We start from the raw sequence: 18104 nt of genomic DNA, 5'->3' as shown, positions 1-18104 counted from the left end.
CTAAACAGAGGCCGGTTTTTTTAATGTCTTGTCAGTGCAAGTGACGCGGCTTGCGGCCACCATGACCGCCACCACCGTGGCCGCCATTGGGTCCACGCGGTGGACGCCCCAAATCAAGTGAATTCACTAGGTTGTCAAAACGATCTGAGAAGAGTTTGTCAATTTCGTTCACCACACCACTCAACTCAGCACCGTCAAAGTGGCGCTCCATCAGGTGGATCACATCGTTGACCAACATATCGCGCTGGGCTTGCATGATGTCGGCGGGCGTGGGGCCCACAAACAACATGACAAAGTCATCGCGGGAATCTTCACCACGAGAGTCATCTTCCTCGTCAAAGTCGTTGTCGTAAAAAGTGACTTCAATCGGTGCGCCCGCGGCGGTGAGCTCGTTCAAGCTCATGCACATTTCGTCCAAGCTTTGGCGAAAATCGTCGTCGCCAGAAACTGTCCAGCACATTTGCAGGGTACGTTCTTCGGGGTTGAAACGAATGCCTGGCTCTTCGGGGTATGAGCTGGTCGCGCCATCTTCGAGGGACGTGGCGCCTGCGTATTGCCACAAAGGGCGCAGCGCGTCTTGCAACTGGTCCAAGCCGACTTCGGGCTGCAGGGGAACCAACCCATGCACATGAATTTCATACGCGGCGTTGTAGCGTGCCATGACGAAACTCCTTCCTTGTGCTTATGTGATGGTGCCCGAGGCCGGAATCGAACCGGCACGCCCCTTACGGAAGCGAGAGATTTTAAGTCTCTTGTGTCTACCAATTTCACCACTCGGGCAGTGTCGTTGTGAGCATTGATTTTACGCCAGCCGCTCCTGCGACTTGAGCACTTTTAACGCTGATTTGTCATGTTTTTAGTCTATATTTGCGAAGGGAAATTTTGAGCACAGCTTAAAGCATCAAATTACTCTACGACCTAAAGGAGACTATTCATGACAAAACGCACCACACACCATTTTTGGTTGGCCGCCTTACTCGCCTCAAGTCTGAGCTTGACTCACGCAGCAGACAAAAAAGAAGCCGCAGATCCTGTGGTGAAAAAATCAGACGCGGGTATTTGTCATGACAAAAGCAGCACGTCTTTTGGCAATACCAAAAAGTTCACCGCATTTGTATCAATGGACGAATGTGTGAAAAGTGGTGGCCGCCCCGCGGCAGGACAAACCGCAGCAGCTGCCGAGCCGGTTGTGAAAAAGTCTGATTCAGGCATTTGCCACGACAAAAACAGCGTCAGCTATGGGCAAACAAAAAAGTTCACCGAATTCAAAACGGTGGACGAATGCGTGAAGAGCGGCGGCACTTTGCCAAAGAAGTAAGCACGAGATGAACAGCGCAGCGCTTATAGGCCTGCGCTGTTGCTTGCGACTTCGTCAAATATTTTTTGACGAATTTCGTTTTTGCGCCGCAGTTGTGAGCGCTTGTTGGACGGCACGTCTTGCTCTGAGCGCGCCACCCATTGAATAGGCAGTTTCCAGTGTGTTTTAGACAGCGCGCCAGTGGTTCCCATCTCTTCCCACAAGCTGTCGTAACTTAAACCAACGCGCTGTGACAAGCTGCGGTAGCTCGAATACACGTGCGCGAAGTCAGACACCCCAACCATGGCGACAAGTTGCCAACCCGAAGCCAACCCTTGTAAAGCCGTCATGAGGATGTTTTGCGGCCGCGTACGCTCCATCTTTTGCGTGACGATTTTGATTTCTTGATTCAGGAAGCGCTGGCCCTGCATATTGCCAATGGCCATCACAAACCCCGGCTCTTGAATGCCCACCATCTCCGCAGGCAAGACGCTGAATGCAGCGCGCATGACAGCAGCACCATTGAATTTGAGGTGCAATTCAAACTCACCTTCGCGACCCAAGCCTCGGCCAGGCTCGAGCTCAATGGTGATATCGCCTTCGGGGTAGGTTTGCGTGAAATAGACAAATGAGCCACGCTTGTAGAAATCTACAACAGCCTGTGAAGAGTGACGCGCCATCATCCACTCGAAATGCGCCAACATGGCATTGGTGCGAGCTTCAGGATTTAAGCCGCCCCACAGGTATGGCCGCATGGGTCGCAACATCACAGGCAATTCGGTGTAGGTCAACTCTGTCAACCCGTGCTCATGAAAAAAACTGCGAATGCGTTGCAGATGCTTGTCACACATCCAAAAGCGCAAACGAAACTTCAAGCGTCGCTTGGCTGTTTGCAACCAACCACCAGAACCGTTATCGGTTTGGCGAAATAACTCTACCGCGGTCTGTGCATCCAAATTGATGTGGGTCATCGGCATTGCTTAGAGAGATACAAAAAAGCCCCTGCAACATATGTTTCAGGGGCTCTTTGAAATTGGAGCGGGAAACGAGATTCGAACTCGCGACCTCAACCTTGGCAAGGTTGCGCTCTACCAACTGAGCTATTCCCGCGTGGAGTATTTAATTCCGAAGCAGTGATTCTAAACGCGAATTCAATCGTTTTTCGAGTGAGGTGTGAAGAAATTTTCAATAGCCGAGCGCCTTGGCTATTTTGTGACGAGGTACCGTTGTTTTAGGGCACTGACCTTTGGGTAACTCAAACCACTGACGCACGTCCTGCTCCACACCCACGCCGTGCATGTAGTTGTAAATGGCTTTTTTTAAGCCATGACCTAAGGTGTCGTGGTCTGTACCCGTGGGGTCGATGAAGGCAATGTCGTTCTTGGCAAAACTCACCTCAGGCAGAGGCACCACCTGCACACCATAGTCTGCAGGGTTCTTACCGACAGGCGAATGCACCGTGCAAGCAAAGCGATGGAAAAAGCCACTTTGAATGCAACCATTCTCAAAGAGTTGACGCACATATTCCAGCGCGTCCACGGTGTCTTGCAAGGTCTGCGTGGGAAAACCGTACATCAGATACGCATGCACCAAGATGCCCGCTTGCGAAAAGCCTTTGGTGACTTGCGCCACTTGCTCAACCGACACGCCTTTTTTCATCAGGCTTAGCAACCGGTCTGACGCCACCTCCAAACCACCCGACATGGCAATGCAGCCGCTCTCGGCCAACAACTCGGCCAGCTCAGGCGTGAAGGTTTTTTCAAACCTGATATTGCCCCACCACGAAATGTGCACCTTACGGCGCAACAGTTCTTCGGCCAATGCCTTAAGCGCTTTGGGAGGTGCGGCTTCGTCCACGAAATGAAAACCAGTTTGCCCTGTCTCCGCCACGATTTGTTCAATGCGGTCTACTAGCGTGGTGGCAGATGCGGTTTCGTAGCGTGAGATGTAGTCGAGGCTCACATCACAGAAGCTGCATTTTTTCCAATAGCAGCCGTGCGCCACGGTCAGCTTGTTCCAACGGCCATCGCTCCACAAGCGGTGCATGGGGTTGAGCATGTCGAGCAGCGACAAATAACGGTCTAGAGGCAGCCCATCCCATGTGGGCGTGCCCACGTCTTCAAACGGCACATCGGGCTGCGCCCAGTTCATGTATTGCACAAGGCCTTCATCGTTGCGAACAAAGGTGCGCACCAAGCGTTGCACGCTGCGTTTGCCTTGCAAGTGCTCGAGCAACGCCAACAAAGGCCGCTCGCCTGCGTCTAGGCTGATGAAGTCCACATAGTCAAACACGCGGGGCTCTGTCAGCTCGCGCAACTCGGTGTTCACAAAACCGCCGCCTAAACCTATGCGAATGTTCGGGTGATGCGCCTTGATGGTCTGCGCCATGCGAAACGCTGCATACACCGCACCGGGAAATGGCACCGACAGCAACACCAGTTGCGGCTGGTGTTTGGCAATCACCTCAAGCGTTAACGTTTGCAACGTGTTGTCAACCAAGGTGGGCACCTCAGCCAGCGCTTGGGCTAAGGGCTCAAACGTGGCTTGACTGCCTGCCAGTTGCTCTGCGTAACGCACAAACTCAAAACGACTGTCAACGGCATCGCGCAGCACATCGGCGAGGTCGTTCAAATACAAGGTGGACAGGTGCCGGGCACGGTCTTGTTGCCCCAAGGCACCAAAGGCCCAAGCAAGCGGGTCGCCGCTGCCGTCATCTTCATAGGCGTCGAGCGAAGCAAAGCGAGGGCCTTCAGGCAAAAAGCCACGCCCCACAATGCGATGGCTCAACGTGGAATCGCGCCCTTGCAAGAATGTAATGGTGGGGGCGATGGTGGATTGATAACGGTCGAAATAATCTAGAAAGTAGTTCACACAAGCTGTGCGTTCTGCCTCGGGTTGTGCCAAGGCACAGTCACGCACTTGGCCCAAGCCTTCAGGCGTGAACAAGGCCAGCACCAACGCTAAGGCCAAATCTTCCTGCACCGCATCCACGCCCTGTGAGCGCAAAAACCCAGTCAGATAAGCGGTGGAGGGGTATGGCGTGTTGAGCTGCGTCATCGGCGGGATGAGGCTTAAAACACGAAAGGATGGGGCGAGTGAAGGGCTTGCAGACATGATGTGCCGACATTATCGACGCCCATCCAAAACGAGACGAGCATGACCTTGAAACGTAAATTCTGTAAAAATCATCAAAACCACTAAAACATATTGGTTTGATGCCGATACCTTCTGGCTAATTTTTCTTTTTTAACCACAACAAGGACAACACCGTGAGCAACTTAACACCTTCTTGCGCCTGCTGCGGCCCGCTTCAATTGGCCGGTCACCACTCTCGCCGCGGCTTCTTGGCCGCCGGTGCAGCCACAGCGGCCGCTGGATTGATGGGCCTCGCCCCTTTTCAAGCCCAAGCGGCCAGCGGCAACTACGAAGCCATGTTGGTCAACTGCATTGATCCACGCTTCACCACCCTCAGTTGGCAATACATGGGCTTGTTGCAGGGCATCAGCCGTGAAAAGCTGACCGACAACTACAGCCAGTTCGTCATTGCTGGTGGCCCCATTGGCGCGGTGCATCCCAAGTTCTCAGCTTGGCACAAAGCCTATTGGGACAACTTGGACATCACCGTGTCTTTGCACCACATCAAACGCGTGGTGGGCATCACGCACCGCGACTGCGGTGCAGCCAAGCTGGCATTCGGCGACGACAAAGTGGCCAACAAAGAAATTGAAACCGAGTCACACGCAGAAGCCTTGAACGAGTTCCGTCGTCAAGTGCAAAAGCGTCATCCCAAACTCAGCGTCATCACCGGCGTGATGAGTTTGGATGGCCGCGTCGATTTGATTGGCTAAATCACTAAAGCCCGAGCACCTTGCGCCGATATATAGGGTTCAAGGTTGCTTAGGTTTATGACCGCTCTCGCCACCAGCCCGAAGTTTTAGGGCGCGTGTGGACTCCAATTCACCGCCGAGAGCGGTCCCCTTTTTTATCGACAAGCAGCCTCATACATCCGCGAATGCCGGATGTCATCAAAGTGCAGCGGTGTCTTGATGAACTGCCTTGCAAACTCTGAATTACTTTGTTCAATGAATGTGTCTTTCACCTTGTGGGTGATGAACGGCACCTTGCCAGCCATATCGCGGTAAAAAATCCGTTCCATCAACTGAATCGATTGCTCTTGGCAATTGATCTCATACGTGGACTGTTCGGACGTGTAGTTATACAAAGTCACCTTGACCACCGCCTTGGGCGTATGAAAAGGCACTTTGGCATCCACTGGCAGTTGCGTGAACGTGCGCAAACCCTTCACCTTGCCTTTGTCCTCAACGGGCGAAAAGTAATAGTCATTCGCCCCATGGTTGTTGTTCGTCAAGAACACCCAACCCGCCCATGCACTCGGTTGCAACACCAATGAGAAAAGTATGAGTAAATATTTGTGCATAAGTTGCACTCATTTTATTTGCAAACGTAAATCATGGAAAATCTAGCCTATGACTGACGCAACAACCCAACGCCCCGCCCTTCCCGACCATTTGTCTATCGACCCACGCAGCCCGCACTATGCGCCTGCTGTGTTTGAATTTGAGATCGGCATTCGCTTCAATGACAAAGAACGCTTCGACGTCGAAGAGTATTGCCTGTCTGAAGGCTGGGTCAAAGTCCCCGCCAACAAAACGCTAGACCGCAAAGGCAAACCCCTGCTGTTCAAGATCAAGGGCAAAGTCGAAGCCTTTTACAAATAAGCACTGGAATTCGTATGAGTAAAGCCTATCTGGTTGGACAGATCACCGTCACCAACCCTCAAGCCTATGCGGTGTATTCAACCCAAGTACCGCAAACCATTGCCGCCTTTGGTGGCAAATATTTGGTGCGCGGAGGACATGCCGCGCAGCTAGAAGGTCAGGCCCAAGGCGAACGCAACGTGGTGATTGAGTTTCCAAGCCGTGAGGTAGCCCAAGCGTGGTACCACAGCGAAGCGTATCAAGCCATCATCCAGCACCGAACAGCCAACTCCACGGGCTCACTGGCGTTAGTAGATGGCTACGACGCATGACGCTCACACGCGTTCAAAAGATCGCCATTGCGATCTTCGTCGTGAGCTTGCTACCAGCAACGCTGATCGCCAACTGGCGCTACAACAGCAAACTGGCCAGCCTCAACGACATGTTTGAGAAAGAACAAACACTGCACCTGAGCACTGACAAGCTTTTGGATAACTGCGAGAAAATTGCAGCGACCAAAGCCAACCCTTATGACGCTACGCATCAAGTTTGTGACCAAGGCTCGCACATTCATGAGCACACAGAACAGGCGATGACTTTGCTCAAGCTAGAAAAAGCAAGCAATGAAACTCAGTGGTACCGAAACTTTGCGTTGACGGCTCTGCTCTTGAATTTATTGGCAGTTTTCTTGTATCGCGCGAGTGTGCTTCTTAAGCAAGAAGTCAATTAACTCGATTCAAAAACAATAAAAAAGCCGTTACTGCGAACAGTAACGGCTTTTTGTTTGGAGGCGCGACCCAGAGTCGAACTGGGCTAAACGGATTTGCAATCCGGTGCATAACCGCTTTGCTATCGCGCCATTCACTTTGACGAAAAAGGGAAGCATGGTGTGCTTCCCTGATCGAATTTGGAGCGGGAAACGAGATTCGAACTCGCGACCTCAACCTTGGCAAGGTTGCGCTCTACCAACTGAGCTATTCCCGCGTAAGACGCATATTCTAGTGCATTTTTCGCCCTGTTTAGGCGTGCACTAGAAAAATCTCAATGCTTCACAGCTTCAGTTTTAACTACTGCGTCCACCACAGGTGCGGCAGCAACAGCAGGCACTTCATCGGGCAAAGGGGTTGGCATTTTTTCGAGCGCAATTTCAAGCACTTTGTCGATCCAACGCACCGGCACAATTTCCAAACCGTTCTTCACGTTTTCCGGAATTTCTTGCAAGTCTTTCACGTTTTCTTCGGGAATCAACACGGTCTTGATGCCACCGCGCAATGCCGCCAACAGCTTCTCTTTCAAGCCGCCAATGGCTGTGACTTCACCACGCAAGGTGATCTCACCTGTCATGGCCACGTCAGCACGCACGGGAATACCTGTGAGGGCCGAAACCAAAGCAGTGGTCATGGCTGCGCCTGCACTTGGGCCGTCTTTAGGTGTTGCGCCGTCTGGCACGTGAATGTGGATGTCACGCTTCTCCAGCAGCTCTTCCGAGATGCCCAAGCGACGTGCACGGCTGCGCACCACCGTGCGTGCAGCTTCGACAGATTCTTTCATCACATCGCCCAGAGAACCCGTGCGCGTGATGGTGCCCTTGCCAATCATGATGGCAGCCTCAATAGTCAGCAAATCACCGCCCACTTCGGTCCATGCCAAACCAACGACTTGGCCCACTTGGTTGTCAGCCTCCGCACGACCATAGGTGTACTTGCGCACGCCTAAGAAGTCAGGCAAGTTGTCTGCAGTCACTTTGACTTGCGGCGTCATTTGCTTGAGCAACAAAGCCTTGACCACCTTGCGGCAGATCTTGGACATTTCGCGCTCTAGCGAACGCACGCCAGCTTCACGGGTGTAGTAGCGCACGATATCGCGCACGGCGGTTTCATCCACCGACAGCTCTTCGTCTTTCACACCATTGTTTTTCATTTGCTTAGGCAGCAAATATTTGATGGCGATGTGCGTTTTTTCGTCTTCGGTGTAGCCCGACAAACGAATGACTTCCATGCGGTCGAGCAGCGCTGGCGGGATGTTCATCGAGTTAGAAGTTGCCACAAACATCACGTCGCTCAAGTCGTAATCAACTTCCACATAGTGGTCTGCAAACTTGTTGTTTTGTTCGGGGTCTAGCACCTCTAACAAAGCGCTTGATGGATCGCCACGCGAGTCCATGCCTAGCTTGTCGATTTCGTCCAGCAAGAACAAAGGGTTGCGCGTGCCAACCTTGGTCAAGCTTTGCAGCACCTTGCCTGGCATTGCGCCAATGTAGGTGCGGCGGTGGCCGCGAATTTCGGCCTCGTCGCGCATACCGCCCAATGCCATGCGCACGTACTTGCGGCCTGTGGCTTTGGCGATGGACTGACCCAGCGAGGTTTTACCCACTCCAGGGGGCCCAACCAAACAAAGAATGGGCGCCTTGACCTTGTCCACGCGCTGTTGCACAGCAAGGTATTCCAAGATGCGGTCTTTGACTTTGTCGAGGCCGTAATGGTCTTCGTTCAGCACGTCTTCGGCATTACCAAGGTCGTGCTTGATTTTGGTTTTCTTGTTCCAAGGCAAGCCCACCAACACGTCGAGGAAGTTGCGCACCACGGTGGCTTCGGCAGACATGGGGGACATGAGCTTGAGCTTCTTCAACTCAGACTCGGCCTTCTTGCGTGCTTCTTGCGGCATGCGGGCGGCTTTGATCTTTTTCTCGATCTCTTCAATGTCAGCGCCCTCTTCGCCTTCACCCAGTTCTTTCTGGATGGCTTTGACCTGTTCGTTCAAGTAGAAGTCGCGTTGGTTTTTCTCCATTTGGCGCTTGACGCGGCCACGGATTTTTTTGTCAACGTTGAGGATTTCAACTTCGCGTTCAATCTGCTCAAACAAGTTGGACAAGCGCTCGCGCACGGGCGACAAATCGAGCACGACTTGCTTGCTTTCGAGCTTCAGCGGCAAGTGCGCGGCAATGGTGTCAGCCAAGCGACCTGCATCGTCGATGCTGGAAATAGAGGTCAAGATTTCTGGTGGAATCTTTTTATTCAGTTTGACGTATTGGTCAAACTGCTGCATCACCGCGCGACGCAAAGCCTCAACTTCGCTGCCAGTCTCAGCAGGCTGCACTTCGATGGGCGTGACGTGCGCGGTGAAGTGTGATTCACCATCTTCAATGCCATCCACCTTGGCTCGTTGCTGACCTTCGACCAACACCTTGACGGTGCCATCAGGCAGCTTGAGCATTTGCAAAATGGTAGATACACAACCCACTTCAAACATGTCAGCCACAGAGGGCTCATCTTTGGCTGCAGCTTTTTGCGCCACCAACATGATGCGGCGCTCTGCAGCCATAGCAGCTTCAAGGGCTTTGATGCTCTTAGGTCGGCCCACAAACAAGGGGATGACCATGTGCGGAAACACCACCACGTCACGCAAAGGCAATAGTGGCAGTTCAAGAGGGGTAGCGGGCAGCGGGGGTTGTCCAGACATGGTCAGCCTTCCTGTAAAAAAGGGACGCGTGCTAGGCACCGTCCCCGAGATGAATCTTTAAGCTTTCTTGGCAGCTTCTCGGTACACCAACAAAGGTGGCTTGTTCTCGTCGATGGTGGCCTCTTCGACCACCACCTTTTCGACATTGGATGAATTGGGTAACTCATACATGGTGTCGATCAGTGATTGTTCAAGGATAGAGCGTAAACCACGCGCACCGGTTTTACGCGCCAAAGCCTTCTTGGCAATGGCACGCAGCGCGGCAGGGCGAATTTCCAGCTCAGCGCCTTCCATGGCCAACAGCTTGCTGTATTGCTTGACCAATGCATTCTTTGGCTCGGTCAAGATTTGCACCAAGGCGTCTTCGGTCAACTCAGCCAAGGCAGCGATCACGGGCATGCGCCCCACCAACTCGGGAATCAAGCCAAACTTGATGATGTCTTGTGGCTCCACTTCGCCAAACACTTCGGTCAGGCTGCGTGACTCTTTGCTCTTGACCGTGGCGCCAAAGCCAATGCCCGAAGCTTCGGTGCGGTTTTCGATGACTTTTTCAAGCCCTGCAAACGCGCCGCCGCAAATGAACAAGATGTTGGTCGTATCGATTTGCAAGAAGTCTTGGTTGGGATGCTTGCGGCCACCTTGAGGAGGGATGCTGGCCATCGTGCCTTCGATCAGCTTCAACAGCGCTTGTTGCACGCCCTCACCCGACACATCACGCGTGATGGAGGGGTTGTCAGACTTGCGAGAAATCTTATCGATTTCGTCGATGTACACGATGCCGCGCTGAGCACGTTCCACGTCGTAATCGCAGGTTTGCAACAACTTTTGAATGATGTTCTCAACGTCTTCGCCCACATAACCGGCTTCGGTCAAGGTGGTGGCATCGGCCATGACAAAAGGCACATTCAACATGCGCGCCAAGGTTTGCGCCAACAAGGTTTTGCCCGAGCCTGTGGGGCCGATCAGCAAGATGTTGCTTTTGGTCAGCTCAACGTCGTCTTTTTTGGACGACTCTTTGTGCTTCAAACGCTTGTAATGGTTGTACACCGCCACCGCCAACGTGCGCTTGGCCAACTCTTGGCCAATCACATAGTTGTCGAGGTTGGCTTTGATTTCTGCGGGCGTGGGCAGGTCGCTGCCTTTTTCTTTGGCCGCCTCTAAGCCCGGCAACTCATCACGGATGATTTCATTACACAAGTCAATGCACTCGTCGCAAATGAAGACCGAGGGGCCCGCGATGAGTTTTTTGACTTCGTGCTGGCTCTTACCGCAAAAGGTGCAGTACAGCGTTTTTTCGCCAGAAGCGCTTTTTTTATCAACCATGTAAGTGCTTATGTGAGGTGTGTGGCTTTTAGGCGCGCTTGCTGATCACTTGGTCAATCAAACCATATTCTTTGGACTCGTCGGCGCTCAAGTAGTAATCACGCTCGGTGTCGCGTTGGATTTTTTCCAAAGGCTGGCCTGTGCGCTCAGCCAAGATCTTGTTCAATTGCTCGCGGGTTTTCAAAATCTCGCGTGCGTGAATTTCGATCTCAGTGGCTTGGCCACGTGTCCCGCCCAAAGGCTGGTGAATCATGACCTTGGAGTTGGGCAACGAGAAACGTTTGCCCTTCTCGCCTGCGGCCAACAAGAAGGCTCCCATGCTGGCAGCCATGCCGATGCACAGCGTGGACACATGGGGCTTGATGAAGTTCATGGTGTCGAACACCGACATGCCAGCGCTCACCGAGCCACCAGGAGAGTTGATGTACAGCGAGATGTCCTTATCAGGGTTCTCACTCTCAAGGAACAACAACTGAGCCACCACCAAGTTGGCGGTTTGGTCGTTGACCTCGCCCACCAAGAAGATCACGCGCTCTTTGAGCAAACGTGAATAGATGTCGTAAGACCGCTCGCCGCGGCCCGACTGCTCAATGACCATGGGGACCATGCCCAAAGCTTGTGTATCCAGTGCGCTCATGTTGTTTCCTTGTGCGTGGATCAGCCTTGCTGACCCATCAATTCGTCGAATGAAATCGCTTTGGCGTTGACCTTGGCTTTAGACAAGATGAAGTCAGTCACGTTGTTTTCAATGACGATGGCTTCAACTTCGCCCAAACGGCTCATGTCACCGTAATACCAACGCACCACGTCGGCTGGCTTCTCGTAGCTAGAGGCCAACTCTTCGATGTGGGCTTTGATTTGTTCAGCCGTGGCTTGCAAGTTGTTGGCACGAACCAAATCGGCAACCACCAAGCCCATGCGCACGCGCTTTTCAGCTTGTGGACGGAAGATGTCGTCAGGAATTGGTGCCTTGTCAGCGTCTTTGATGCCGCGTTGCTTGAGGTCAGCGCGAGCGCCTTCGATCATGCGGTCGAGTTCAGCTTGCACGCTGGCTTTTGGCAAGTCGAGCTCGGCCTTAGTCGCCACAGCGTCCAAAGCGGCTTGCTTGTTGCGGCCCAGCAAACGGAACTTCACTTCGCGTTCCAAGTTTTTCTTGATGTCAGCGCGCAAACCAGCCACGGTGGCTTCAGCCACACCCAATGACTTGGCCAATTCGTCGGTCACTTCTGGCAAGTGAGCGGCTTCGACTTTCTTCAGAGTCACCAAGAAATCAGACTGCTTGCCAGCAACTTCTTTGCCGTGGTAGTCGGCGGGGAAGCTCAGTGGGAAAGTTTTGCTTTCGCCAGACTTCATGCCGCGCACCGCATCTTCAAATTCTTTGAGCATTTGGCCTTCGCCGAGCAAGAACTGGAAGTCTTCGGCTTTGCCGCCTTGGAAGGGTTCGCCGTCGATCTTGCCTTCGAAGTCGATGGTCACGCGGTCGTTGTCTTGAGCTGCACCGTCCAAACCACGTTGGGCAAAGGTGCGGCGTTGCTTACGCAAGATGTCGATGGTTTTGTCGATGGCAGCGTCTGTCACTTCGGCAGACACGGTTTCCACTTCCACAGCAGCCATGTCGGCAAACGTCACTTCTGGGTACACCTCGAAGATGGCATCGAATTGCATTTGGCCTTCTGGAGCGCCTTCTTTTTCCGTGATGCTAGGTTGACCGGCCACACGCAACTTTGCTTCATTGGTTGCCAATTGGAAAGCTTCGCCCACTTTGTCATTCATCACTTCGAATTGGGTGGAGTAACCGTAGCGTTGGGCCACGATGTTCATTGGCACTTTGCCTGGGCGGAAACCGTCAATCTTGACTTGGCGTGCCACGCGCTTCAAACGCACGTCCACTTCCTTGGTGATGACATCCACAGGCAACGACAAAGTGATTTTGCGTTCCAGTTTTTCCAAAGTTTCAACGGTCACAGCCATGTATTTCTCCTAATTTGGCATGGTCAGCAGCGGCCTTTTGGCCGCTTGCTATCAATCAAGTGGTGCGCGGGGCGGGACTCGAACCCGCACATCCTTGCGGACGTCAGGACCTAAACCTGGTGCGTCTACCAATTTCGCCACCCGCGCGGGTTTCTAAATAACAACGGGTGGTCCTGAAAAGACCACCCGCTTGAAATCGGTCAGCTTGACATTTTAGACGGCTTTTCGACCTTAAACCACGCTGCATACATAGCAGGCAAGGCAAGAAGCGTCAAGACGGTGGCCACAATCAGGCCACCCATGATGGCGACGGCCATGGGCCCCCAAAACACGCTGCGCGTGAGCGGAATCATGGCCAACACGGCAGCCGCAGCTGTTAGCACAATCGGACGCAAGCGGCGCACAGCCGACTCCACAATCGCCTCCCAAGCCGGCACGCCATTGGCACGGTCTTGCTCAATTTGATCAATCAAGATGACCGAGTTACGCTGGATCATGCCCATCAGGGCAATCACACCCAACAAAGCCACGAAGCCAAAAGGTCGGTTAAGTGCCAACAAAGCGCCAGCCACACCCGCCAAACCTAACGGGCCAGTGAGGAACACCAGCAAAGCGCGGCTGAAGCTGTGCAGCTGCAACATCAGCAAGGTGAAGGTGATGAACAACATCACAGGCATGCCCGCCGAGATGGAACTGGAGCCTTTGGAGCTCTCTTCCACCGCGCCCGCCACTTCAATGCGGTAGGGCTGCGTGTCGGTTTCTTGCCATTTGGCTTCGATCTTTTTCAACTCGGGTAACAGCTGCTGCGTGACGGTGGCACCTTGCAAGCCCTCGATGATGTCGCACTGCACCGTGATGGCGTACTCACGCCCTTCGCGCCACATCACACCGGGCTCCCAAGTGAACACAGGTTTCACAATTTGCGTGGCTGGAATCATGCGACCCGATGCCGTTGGTATGTAGGCGCTGGCCAAGTCGCTGATCGCATCGCGCTCGTTCAATGGTTGGCGTAACACGATGTCGATCAGCTTGTTGTCCTCACGGAACTGCTCCACCGTCGAGCCCACCAGCAAGGTGCGCACCGCTTGGGCGATGGATTGGCTGGTCACACCCAAAGATCGTGCCTTGGCTTGGTCTACCTCTAAGCGCACCACTTTGATGGATTCGTTCCAGTTGTCGTTCACGCCGCGTGTGTTCTCGCTGGTACGCATTTGCGCTTTTACCTCGTCGGCACGCTGGCGCAACACTTTGGGGTCAGGACCCACCACGCGAAACTGCACGGGATATGGCACAGGCGGACCATTGGGCAGAAGCTTCACACGTGCACGGGCTTCTGGAAACTCTTGCGCCAGGATTGCTGGCAAAGCCAAACGCAAGGACTCGCGGCGCTCCAAGCTCTCGGGAATCACAATGATTTGCGAGACGTTGGCTTGGGGAAACACTTGGTCCAGTGGCAAGTAAAAACGTGGCACACCAGAGCCAATCCAAGTGCTCACGCTTTGCACGCCCTGCTCTTTGAGCAAACGCTGCTCAACCGCCTGAGCCACAGCTTCGTTGGCTTTGAAGGCGGTGCCTTCTGGGAACCACAAATCAACCAAAATTTCAGGACGGCTCGAGTCCGGGAAGAACTGCTGTTGCACACGGCCCATGCCCACAATGCCGAGCACAAAAATGAGGATAGTGATGCCAATGGCTTTCCAGCGGTATTCCACACACCACGTCACTGCCGTGCGAAAGTGGCGATAGAAAGGGCCATCGAAGATTTCGTGCTCGCCGCCGTTTTCGCCATGCGGCTTGACCTTTAACAGCAGCGTGCCCAAATAAGGCACAAAGTACACCGACACCCACCAGCTCAGCACCAACGCGATCACCGTCACCGCAAAGATAGCGTAGGTGTACTCGCCCACGGTCGACTTGGCCATGCCAATGGGCAAGAAGCCTGCGGCGGTAATGAGCGTGCCCGTCAACATGGGCATGGCGGTAACTTCATACGCAAAGGTCGCGGCTCGCACACGGTCGTAGCCCTCTTCCATTTTGCGCACCATCATCTCCACCGCAATGATGGCGTCATCCACCAACAGACCCAGCGCAATGATGAGTGAGCCCAGCGAAATTTTGTGCAGGCCAATGCCCAAGTAGTTCATGGCCAAAAACGTCATGGCCAAGACCAGCGGAATCGTGATGGCGACGACCCAACCTGGACGCATGTCCACATACCAGCCGTACCGCCCGCCTTTGTGCAAACCCAAAGCCACGAAACTGACGGCCAACACAATCAGCACAGCCTCAATCAGCACGCTCACAAACTCGCCCACTGACTTTTGTACTGCCTTGGGTTGGTCTTGCACTTTGAGCAAACTCACGCCCGCAGGCAGTGTTTTTTCGATGCGCGTGGTGGCCACTTGCAAGGCCTTACCCAAGGTGATGATGTCGCCGCCCTTGGCCATGGACACGCCTAAGGCAATCACAGGTTTACCTTGGTGGTGCACCTTCACGGTTGCAGGATCCACATAGCCGCGAGTGACGGTGGCAATGTCGCCCAGCTTGGTCTGCTGACCAGAGCTGCCACGAATGGGCATGGCACGCAACTGCGCTTCGGTTTCAAACTGCCCGCCAATGCGCACTTGCAGCACATCGAGCGGGGCTTGCACAGTACCTGCATTTTCGACGGCGTTTTCTTGGCTCAGTTGCGCCAGCACAGCGCCTACATCCAAGCCCAATTGCGCCAAGCGCTTTTGTGGGATTTCGATGAAGATTTTTTCGTCTTGCACACCAAACTGCTCGACCTTGGCCACGTCGTTCACGCGCAACAGTTGTTGACGCACGTCGTCAGCAAACTTTTTAACTTCGGCAGGGTTGAAGCCTGGCGCATCGAGCGCGTAAATCACGCCATACACATCACCAAAGTCATCGTTGAAAAATGGGCCTTGCACGCCGGGCGGTAAGGTGTAGCGGATGTCGCCAATCTTTTTGCGCACCGAGTACCAAACATTGGGCACATCGGTGGGTTTGGACGAGTCTTTGATTTGAAAAATAATTTGCGATTCACCGGGCTTGGAGTAGCTGCGAATCTTGTCGGCATAGGGCACTTCTTGGAGCGTGCGCTCAATTTTGTCGGTGACTTGTTCTGCCACCTGCTGAGCAGTGGCACCCGGCCAATACGTGCGCACCACCATGGCCCTGAAGGTGAATGGGGGGTCTTCATCTTGGCCAAGCTGGAAATACGCAGCCACGCCCAAGACCATGAGCACAATCATCAAGTACCGGGTCAAAGCCGGATGGTCAATGGCCCATTTGGATAAGTTGAATTTGTCGTCCATGCTCAACTCACTTCGCGGCACCAAACACCGACACTTTTTGGCCAGCGGTCAACACATGCACGCCCGACAAGACCACTTGATCGCCGTTTTGCAGACCCGACGTCACCACAGCGTCGTTGCCCTCGGCGGTGTTGACCTCAATGGCTTGCGCCTTCACAGTCATAGTGTTCGGGTCAAGCACCCACACAGAGGTAGCACCGGCCTCTAAGCGCAATGCGCTGGTAGGCAACTTGATGCTTTTGGCGACAGCTTTGTCAAGGCTCAAGTTCACCGTCACGGTAGAGCCCAATACAGGGCTGGCATCTTTAGGCAATGCGGCTTTGGCCACAAAAGTGCGTGTGACCGAGTCGGCACTGGCCGACACATCGCGCACCACGGCTTCTAGCACTTGGCCGTCCACCCATTGACGCACCTTCACTTTGTCGCCTGTTTTCAACAGGCCTAGTTTGTCTTCGGGCACAGAGAACACCACATCGCGTGGGCCGTCCAAGGACAAGCGCACCACGGCCTGACCCGCGGCCACCACTTGGCCCGCACTGGCGTCAACCGAAGTCACGATACCCGCACCATCGGCCAACAAACGGGTGTAAGCCGACTGGTTACCTTGCACGGAGTTTTGCGCTTGGGCTTGTTTCCATTGGGCTTGAGCCGAAATGTAGGCGGCCTCACGGCGCTGCAACTCAGCCACACTGATGAAGCCTTGCGCATGCAAATCTTGGTAGCGCTTGAAGTCAGCGCCAGCCACATCACGGTTGGTCTGAGCCGCAACCAATTGCGCCTCGGCGGCATCGGCGGTGGCGCGGTAGTCTTGCGGGTCCATTTGCGCCAAGAGCTGGCCAGCTTTCACGCGCTGACCAATTTCTGCGGGGCGGCTGAGCAGCTTGCCCGCCACGCGAAAGCCAAGGCTGGATTCGATGCGGGCGCGCACCTCGCCAGAAAACTCTAAATCTGAGATCGCACTGGATGCGCCCACCGTCAGAATTTTGACCGCGCGAACAGGCTCTTGTGGCGCCTGCCCCTTGCCGCAAGCGGTCAAAGCGAGCGCTATTAAAAACACGATTGAAAAGCGTCGCGAAAGCAGATTTTGATACAACATAAAGTATTGACTTTATTAATGACTAGTTGGTTAGTAATGTAGCTGATCTCAATTCACCTTGCGTTAACAAGGGCGAGCGACAATCTATCCCCTTATGTCAAGCATCGACCACTACGAAAACTTCCCCGTCGCATCTTGGCTATGCCCTGCACCTTTGCGTCCCGCCGTCGCAGCGCTGTACCACTTTGCCCGCACGGCCGATGATTTGGCCGATGAAGGGAACGACCCCGCACACCACCGCCTCGATGCTTTGGGCGAATACCGCGCAGACTTGCAAAACTGCCTTGACAACTCAGGAGCAACGAGTGTTCGCTGGCCAAAAGTATTTGGCGCGCTGCAACTCGCCATAGCGCAATACCAATTACCAGCTCAACCACTGTTCGATTTGCTCGATGCGTTTGAGCAAGACGTGGTTTACACCAGCGTGGGCCAAGGCTATCGCAACCATGCCGAGCTGCTGGACTACTGCCGCCGCTCCGCCAGCCCCGTGGGCCGCTTGATGCTGCATTTGTATGGCGTGGCTGATGCAACGTCGCTTGCGCAAAGCGATGCCATTTGCACCGCCTTGCAGCTCATCAATTTTTGGCAAGACCGGGCTGAAGACTTGCGCCGTGGCCGCGACTACTTACCCCAAGGCCACACACTTGCGCAAGAGCTGCGCTTTGCACGCAAGCTGATGATGCAAGGCGCTCCACTGGCGCGACGCGTCAAAGGACGCGCTGGCTGGGAACTGCGTGCGATGGTGCAAGGCGGCTTGCGCATCTTGGACAAATTAGATGCACGAGATGAAACCGCCGACCACAGGCAACTCGCACGGCCCACGCTGAAAAAATCAGACTTTGTTCGCATGGCATGGCGCTGCATTCGCATGTGAATCGGGCACCTAAGCCAACACCCTCGTGTCCGATAATCAGGCATAC

Annotated in this window: 16 protein-coding genes and 5 tRNA genes; 6 read left to right on the top strand and 15 right to left on the bottom strand. The window is 54.0% G+C overall.

Annotated features, from left to right (window positions below):
• Positions 1-31: 31 nt before the first annotated feature.
• Together RMR24_RS08625 and RMR24_RS08620 are read right to left on the bottom strand one after the other, a co-directional pair.
• Positions 32-661, bottom strand: a complete 630-nt coding sequence (locus RMR24_RS08625; protein WP_310614667.1) for a DUF6806 family protein — start codon at positions 659-661, stop codon at positions 32-34.
• Positions 662-690: 29 nt separating this feature from the next.
• Positions 691-780: transfer RNA gene (locus tag RMR24_RS08620), tRNA-Leu, on the bottom strand.
• 154 nt (positions 781-934) lie between these two features.
• Between RMR24_RS08620 and RMR24_RS08615 the strand changes: the two genes are divergently transcribed.
• Positions 935-1318, top strand: a complete 384-nt coding sequence (locus RMR24_RS08615; protein WP_310614666.1) for a hypothetical protein — start codon at positions 935-937, stop codon at positions 1316-1318.
• A 23-nt stretch (positions 1319-1341) separates the two neighbouring features.
• Here RMR24_RS08615 and RMR24_RS08610 read toward each other — a convergent pair whose 3' ends face one another.
• From RMR24_RS08610 to RMR24_RS08600, 3 genes are all read right to left on the bottom strand, one after another.
• Complete coding sequence (locus RMR24_RS08610; RefSeq protein ID WP_310614665.1) at positions 1342-2268, bottom strand: DUF535 family protein; 927 nt, start codon at positions 2266-2268, stop codon at positions 1342-1344.
• A 63-nt stretch (positions 2269-2331) separates the two neighbouring features.
• A tRNA-Gly gene (locus RMR24_RS08605) sits at positions 2332-2407 on the bottom strand.
• 75 nt (positions 2408-2482) lie between these two features.
• Complete coding sequence (locus RMR24_RS08600) at positions 2483-4411, bottom strand: radical SAM protein (RefSeq protein ID WP_310614664.1); 1929 nt, start codon at positions 4409-4411, stop codon at positions 2483-2485.
• Between the two features lie 155 nt (positions 4412-4566).
• On the opposite strand from RMR24_RS08600, the gene RMR24_RS08595 reads away from it, so the two are divergent.
• Positions 4567-5145 carry a twin-arginine translocation signal domain-containing protein gene (locus tag RMR24_RS08595; protein WP_310614663.1) on the top strand — a complete coding sequence of 193 codons (579 nt, stop codon included), beginning with the start codon at positions 4567-4569 and terminating at the stop codon, positions 5143-5145.
• A gap of 134 nt (positions 5146-5279) precedes the next feature.
• On the opposite strand, the gene RMR24_RS08590 is transcribed toward RMR24_RS08595, so the two are convergent.
• Complete coding sequence (locus RMR24_RS08590; protein WP_310614662.1) at positions 5280-5735, bottom strand: hypothetical protein; 456 nt, start codon at positions 5733-5735, stop codon at positions 5280-5282.
• A gap of 49 nt (positions 5736-5784) precedes the next feature.
• Between RMR24_RS08590 and RMR24_RS08585 the strand changes: the two genes are divergently transcribed.
• Genes RMR24_RS08585 through RMR24_RS08575 form a run of 3 tightly spaced genes read left to right on the top strand, consistent with a single transcriptional unit; the run spans position 5785 to position 6745 of the window.
• Positions 5785-6036, top strand: a complete 252-nt coding sequence (locus tag RMR24_RS08585) for a DUF3297 family protein (protein ID WP_310614661.1) — start codon at positions 5785-5787, stop codon at positions 6034-6036.
• 14 nt (positions 6037-6050) lie between these two features.
• Positions 6051-6347 carry a DUF1330 domain-containing protein gene (locus RMR24_RS08580; RefSeq protein WP_310614660.1) on the top strand — a complete coding sequence of 99 codons (297 nt, stop codon included), beginning with the start codon at positions 6051-6053 and terminating at the stop codon, positions 6345-6347.
• Positions 6344-6745 carry a hypothetical protein gene (locus tag RMR24_RS08575; protein WP_310614659.1) on the top strand — a complete coding sequence of 134 codons (402 nt, stop codon included), beginning with the start codon at positions 6344-6346 and terminating at the stop codon, positions 6743-6745. The genes RMR24_RS08580 and RMR24_RS08575 overlap by 4 nt, the downstream gene beginning before the upstream one ends.
• Positions 6746-6800: 55 nt before the next feature.
• Here the strand turns inward: RMR24_RS08575 and RMR24_RS08570 are convergent.
• The 9 genes from RMR24_RS08570 to RMR24_RS08530 form a co-directional block, all read right to left on the bottom strand.
• Positions 6801-6874: transfer RNA gene (locus RMR24_RS08570), tRNA-Cys, on the bottom strand.
• 49 nt (positions 6875-6923) lie between these two features.
• Positions 6924-6999: transfer RNA gene (locus RMR24_RS08565), tRNA-Gly, on the bottom strand.
• Between the two features lie 57 nt (positions 7000-7056).
• A complete protein-coding gene (lon, locus tag RMR24_RS08560) occupies positions 7057-9474 on the bottom strand; it encodes an endopeptidase La (RefSeq protein WP_310614658.1) in 2418 nt (805 codons plus the stop codon).
• 57 nt (positions 9475-9531) lie between these two features.
• Positions 9532-10797 carry an ATP-dependent Clp protease ATP-binding subunit ClpX gene (gene clpX / locus RMR24_RS08555; RefSeq protein WP_310614657.1) on the bottom strand — a complete coding sequence of 422 codons (1266 nt, stop codon included), beginning with the start codon at positions 10795-10797 and terminating at the stop codon, positions 9532-9534.
• A gap of 28 nt (positions 10798-10825) precedes the next feature.
• Positions 10826-11434, bottom strand: coding sequence for an ATP-dependent Clp endopeptidase proteolytic subunit ClpP (clpP, locus tag RMR24_RS08550; RefSeq protein WP_310614656.1), 609 nt, complete (start codon positions 11432-11434; stop codon positions 10826-10828).
• Between the two features lie 20 nt (positions 11435-11454).
• Positions 11455-12768 carry a trigger factor gene (gene tig, locus RMR24_RS08545; protein WP_310614655.1) on the bottom strand — a complete coding sequence of 438 codons (1314 nt, stop codon included), beginning with the start codon at positions 12766-12768 and terminating at the stop codon, positions 11455-11457.
• Between the two features lie 60 nt (positions 12769-12828).
• A tRNA-Leu gene (locus RMR24_RS08540) sits at positions 12829-12915 on the bottom strand.
• Between the two features lie 53 nt (positions 12916-12968).
• The gene (locus tag RMR24_RS08535; protein ID WP_310614654.1) at positions 12969-16088 is read right to left on the bottom strand and encodes an efflux RND transporter permease subunit; all 3120 of its coding nucleotides are present in this window, start codon (positions 16086-16088) and stop codon (positions 12969-12971) included.
• A 7-nt stretch (positions 16089-16095) separates the two neighbouring features.
• Entirely contained in the window at positions 16096-17184 is a 1089-nt protein-coding gene (locus tag RMR24_RS08530) for an efflux RND transporter periplasmic adaptor subunit (protein WP_310614653.1), read from the bottom strand.
• 94 nt (positions 17185-17278) lie between these two features.
• On the opposite strand from RMR24_RS08530, the gene RMR24_RS08525 reads away from it, so the two are divergent.
• Positions 17279-18058 carry a squalene/phytoene synthase family protein gene (locus RMR24_RS08525; RefSeq protein ID WP_310614652.1) on the top strand — a complete coding sequence of 260 codons (780 nt, stop codon included), beginning with the start codon at positions 17279-17281 and terminating at the stop codon, positions 18056-18058.
• Positions 18059-18104 lie beyond the last annotated feature (46 nt).

Origin of the sequence: Limnohabitans sp., from assembly GCF_031539105.1 — a bacterium.
In the GTDB taxonomy this organism is placed as follows: Bacteria; Pseudomonadota; Gammaproteobacteria; order Burkholderiales; family Burkholderiaceae_C; genus Limnohabitans.
The sequence above is the reverse complement of the archived record's forward strand: the minus strand, read 5'-3'. Positions and strand labels throughout refer to the sequence as shown.

Coding starts and splice junctions, on each gene's coding strand:
- RMR24_RS08590 (WP_310614662.1), bottom strand. CDS start 5,735: ATGCACAAATATTTACTCATACTTTTCTCATTGGTGTTGCAACCGAGT.
- RMR24_RS08575 (WP_310614659.1), top strand. CDS start 6,344: ATGACGCTCACACGCGTTCAAAAGATCGCCATTGCGATCTTCGTCGTG.
- RMR24_RS08535 (WP_310614654.1), bottom strand. CDS start 16,088: ATGGACGACAAATTCAACTTATCCAAATGGGCCATTGACCATCCGGCT.
- clpP (WP_310614656.1), bottom strand. CDS start 11,434: ATGAGCGCACTGGATACACAAGCTTTGGGCATGGTCCCCATGGTCATT.
- RMR24_RS08530 (WP_310614653.1), bottom strand. CDS start 17,184: ATGTTGTATCAAAATCTGCTTTCGCGACGCTTTTCAATCGTGTTTTTA.
- RMR24_RS08600 (WP_310614664.1), bottom strand. CDS start 4,411: ATGTCTGCAAGCCCTTCACTCGCCCCATCCTTTCGTGTTTTAAGCCTC.
- RMR24_RS08610 (WP_310614665.1), bottom strand. CDS start 2,268: ATGACCCACATCAATTTGGATGCACAGACCGCGGTAGAGTTATTTCGC.
- RMR24_RS08525 (WP_310614652.1), top strand. CDS start 17,279: ATGTCAAGCATCGACCACTACGAAAACTTCCCCGTCGCATCTTGGCTA.
- tig (WP_310614655.1), bottom strand. CDS start 12,768: ATGGCTGTGACCGTTGAAACTTTGGAAAAACTGGAACGCAAAATCACT.
- RMR24_RS08580 (WP_310614660.1), top strand. CDS start 6,051: ATGAGTAAAGCCTATCTGGTTGGACAGATCACCGTCACCAACCCTCAA.
- RMR24_RS08625 (WP_310614667.1), bottom strand. CDS start 661: ATGGCACGCTACAACGCCGCGTATGAAATTCATGTGCATGGGTTGGTT.
- RMR24_RS08585 (WP_310614661.1), top strand. CDS start 5,785: ATGACTGACGCAACAACCCAACGCCCCGCCCTTCCCGACCATTTGTCT.
- lon (WP_310614658.1), bottom strand. CDS start 9,474: ATGTCTGGACAACCCCCGCTGCCCGCTACCCCTCTTGAACTGCCACTA.
- RMR24_RS08615 (WP_310614666.1), top strand. CDS start 935: ATGACAAAACGCACCACACACCATTTTTGGTTGGCCGCCTTACTCGCC.
- clpX (WP_310614657.1), bottom strand. CDS start 10,797: ATGGTTGATAAAAAAAGCGCTTCTGGCGAAAAAACGCTGTACTGCACC.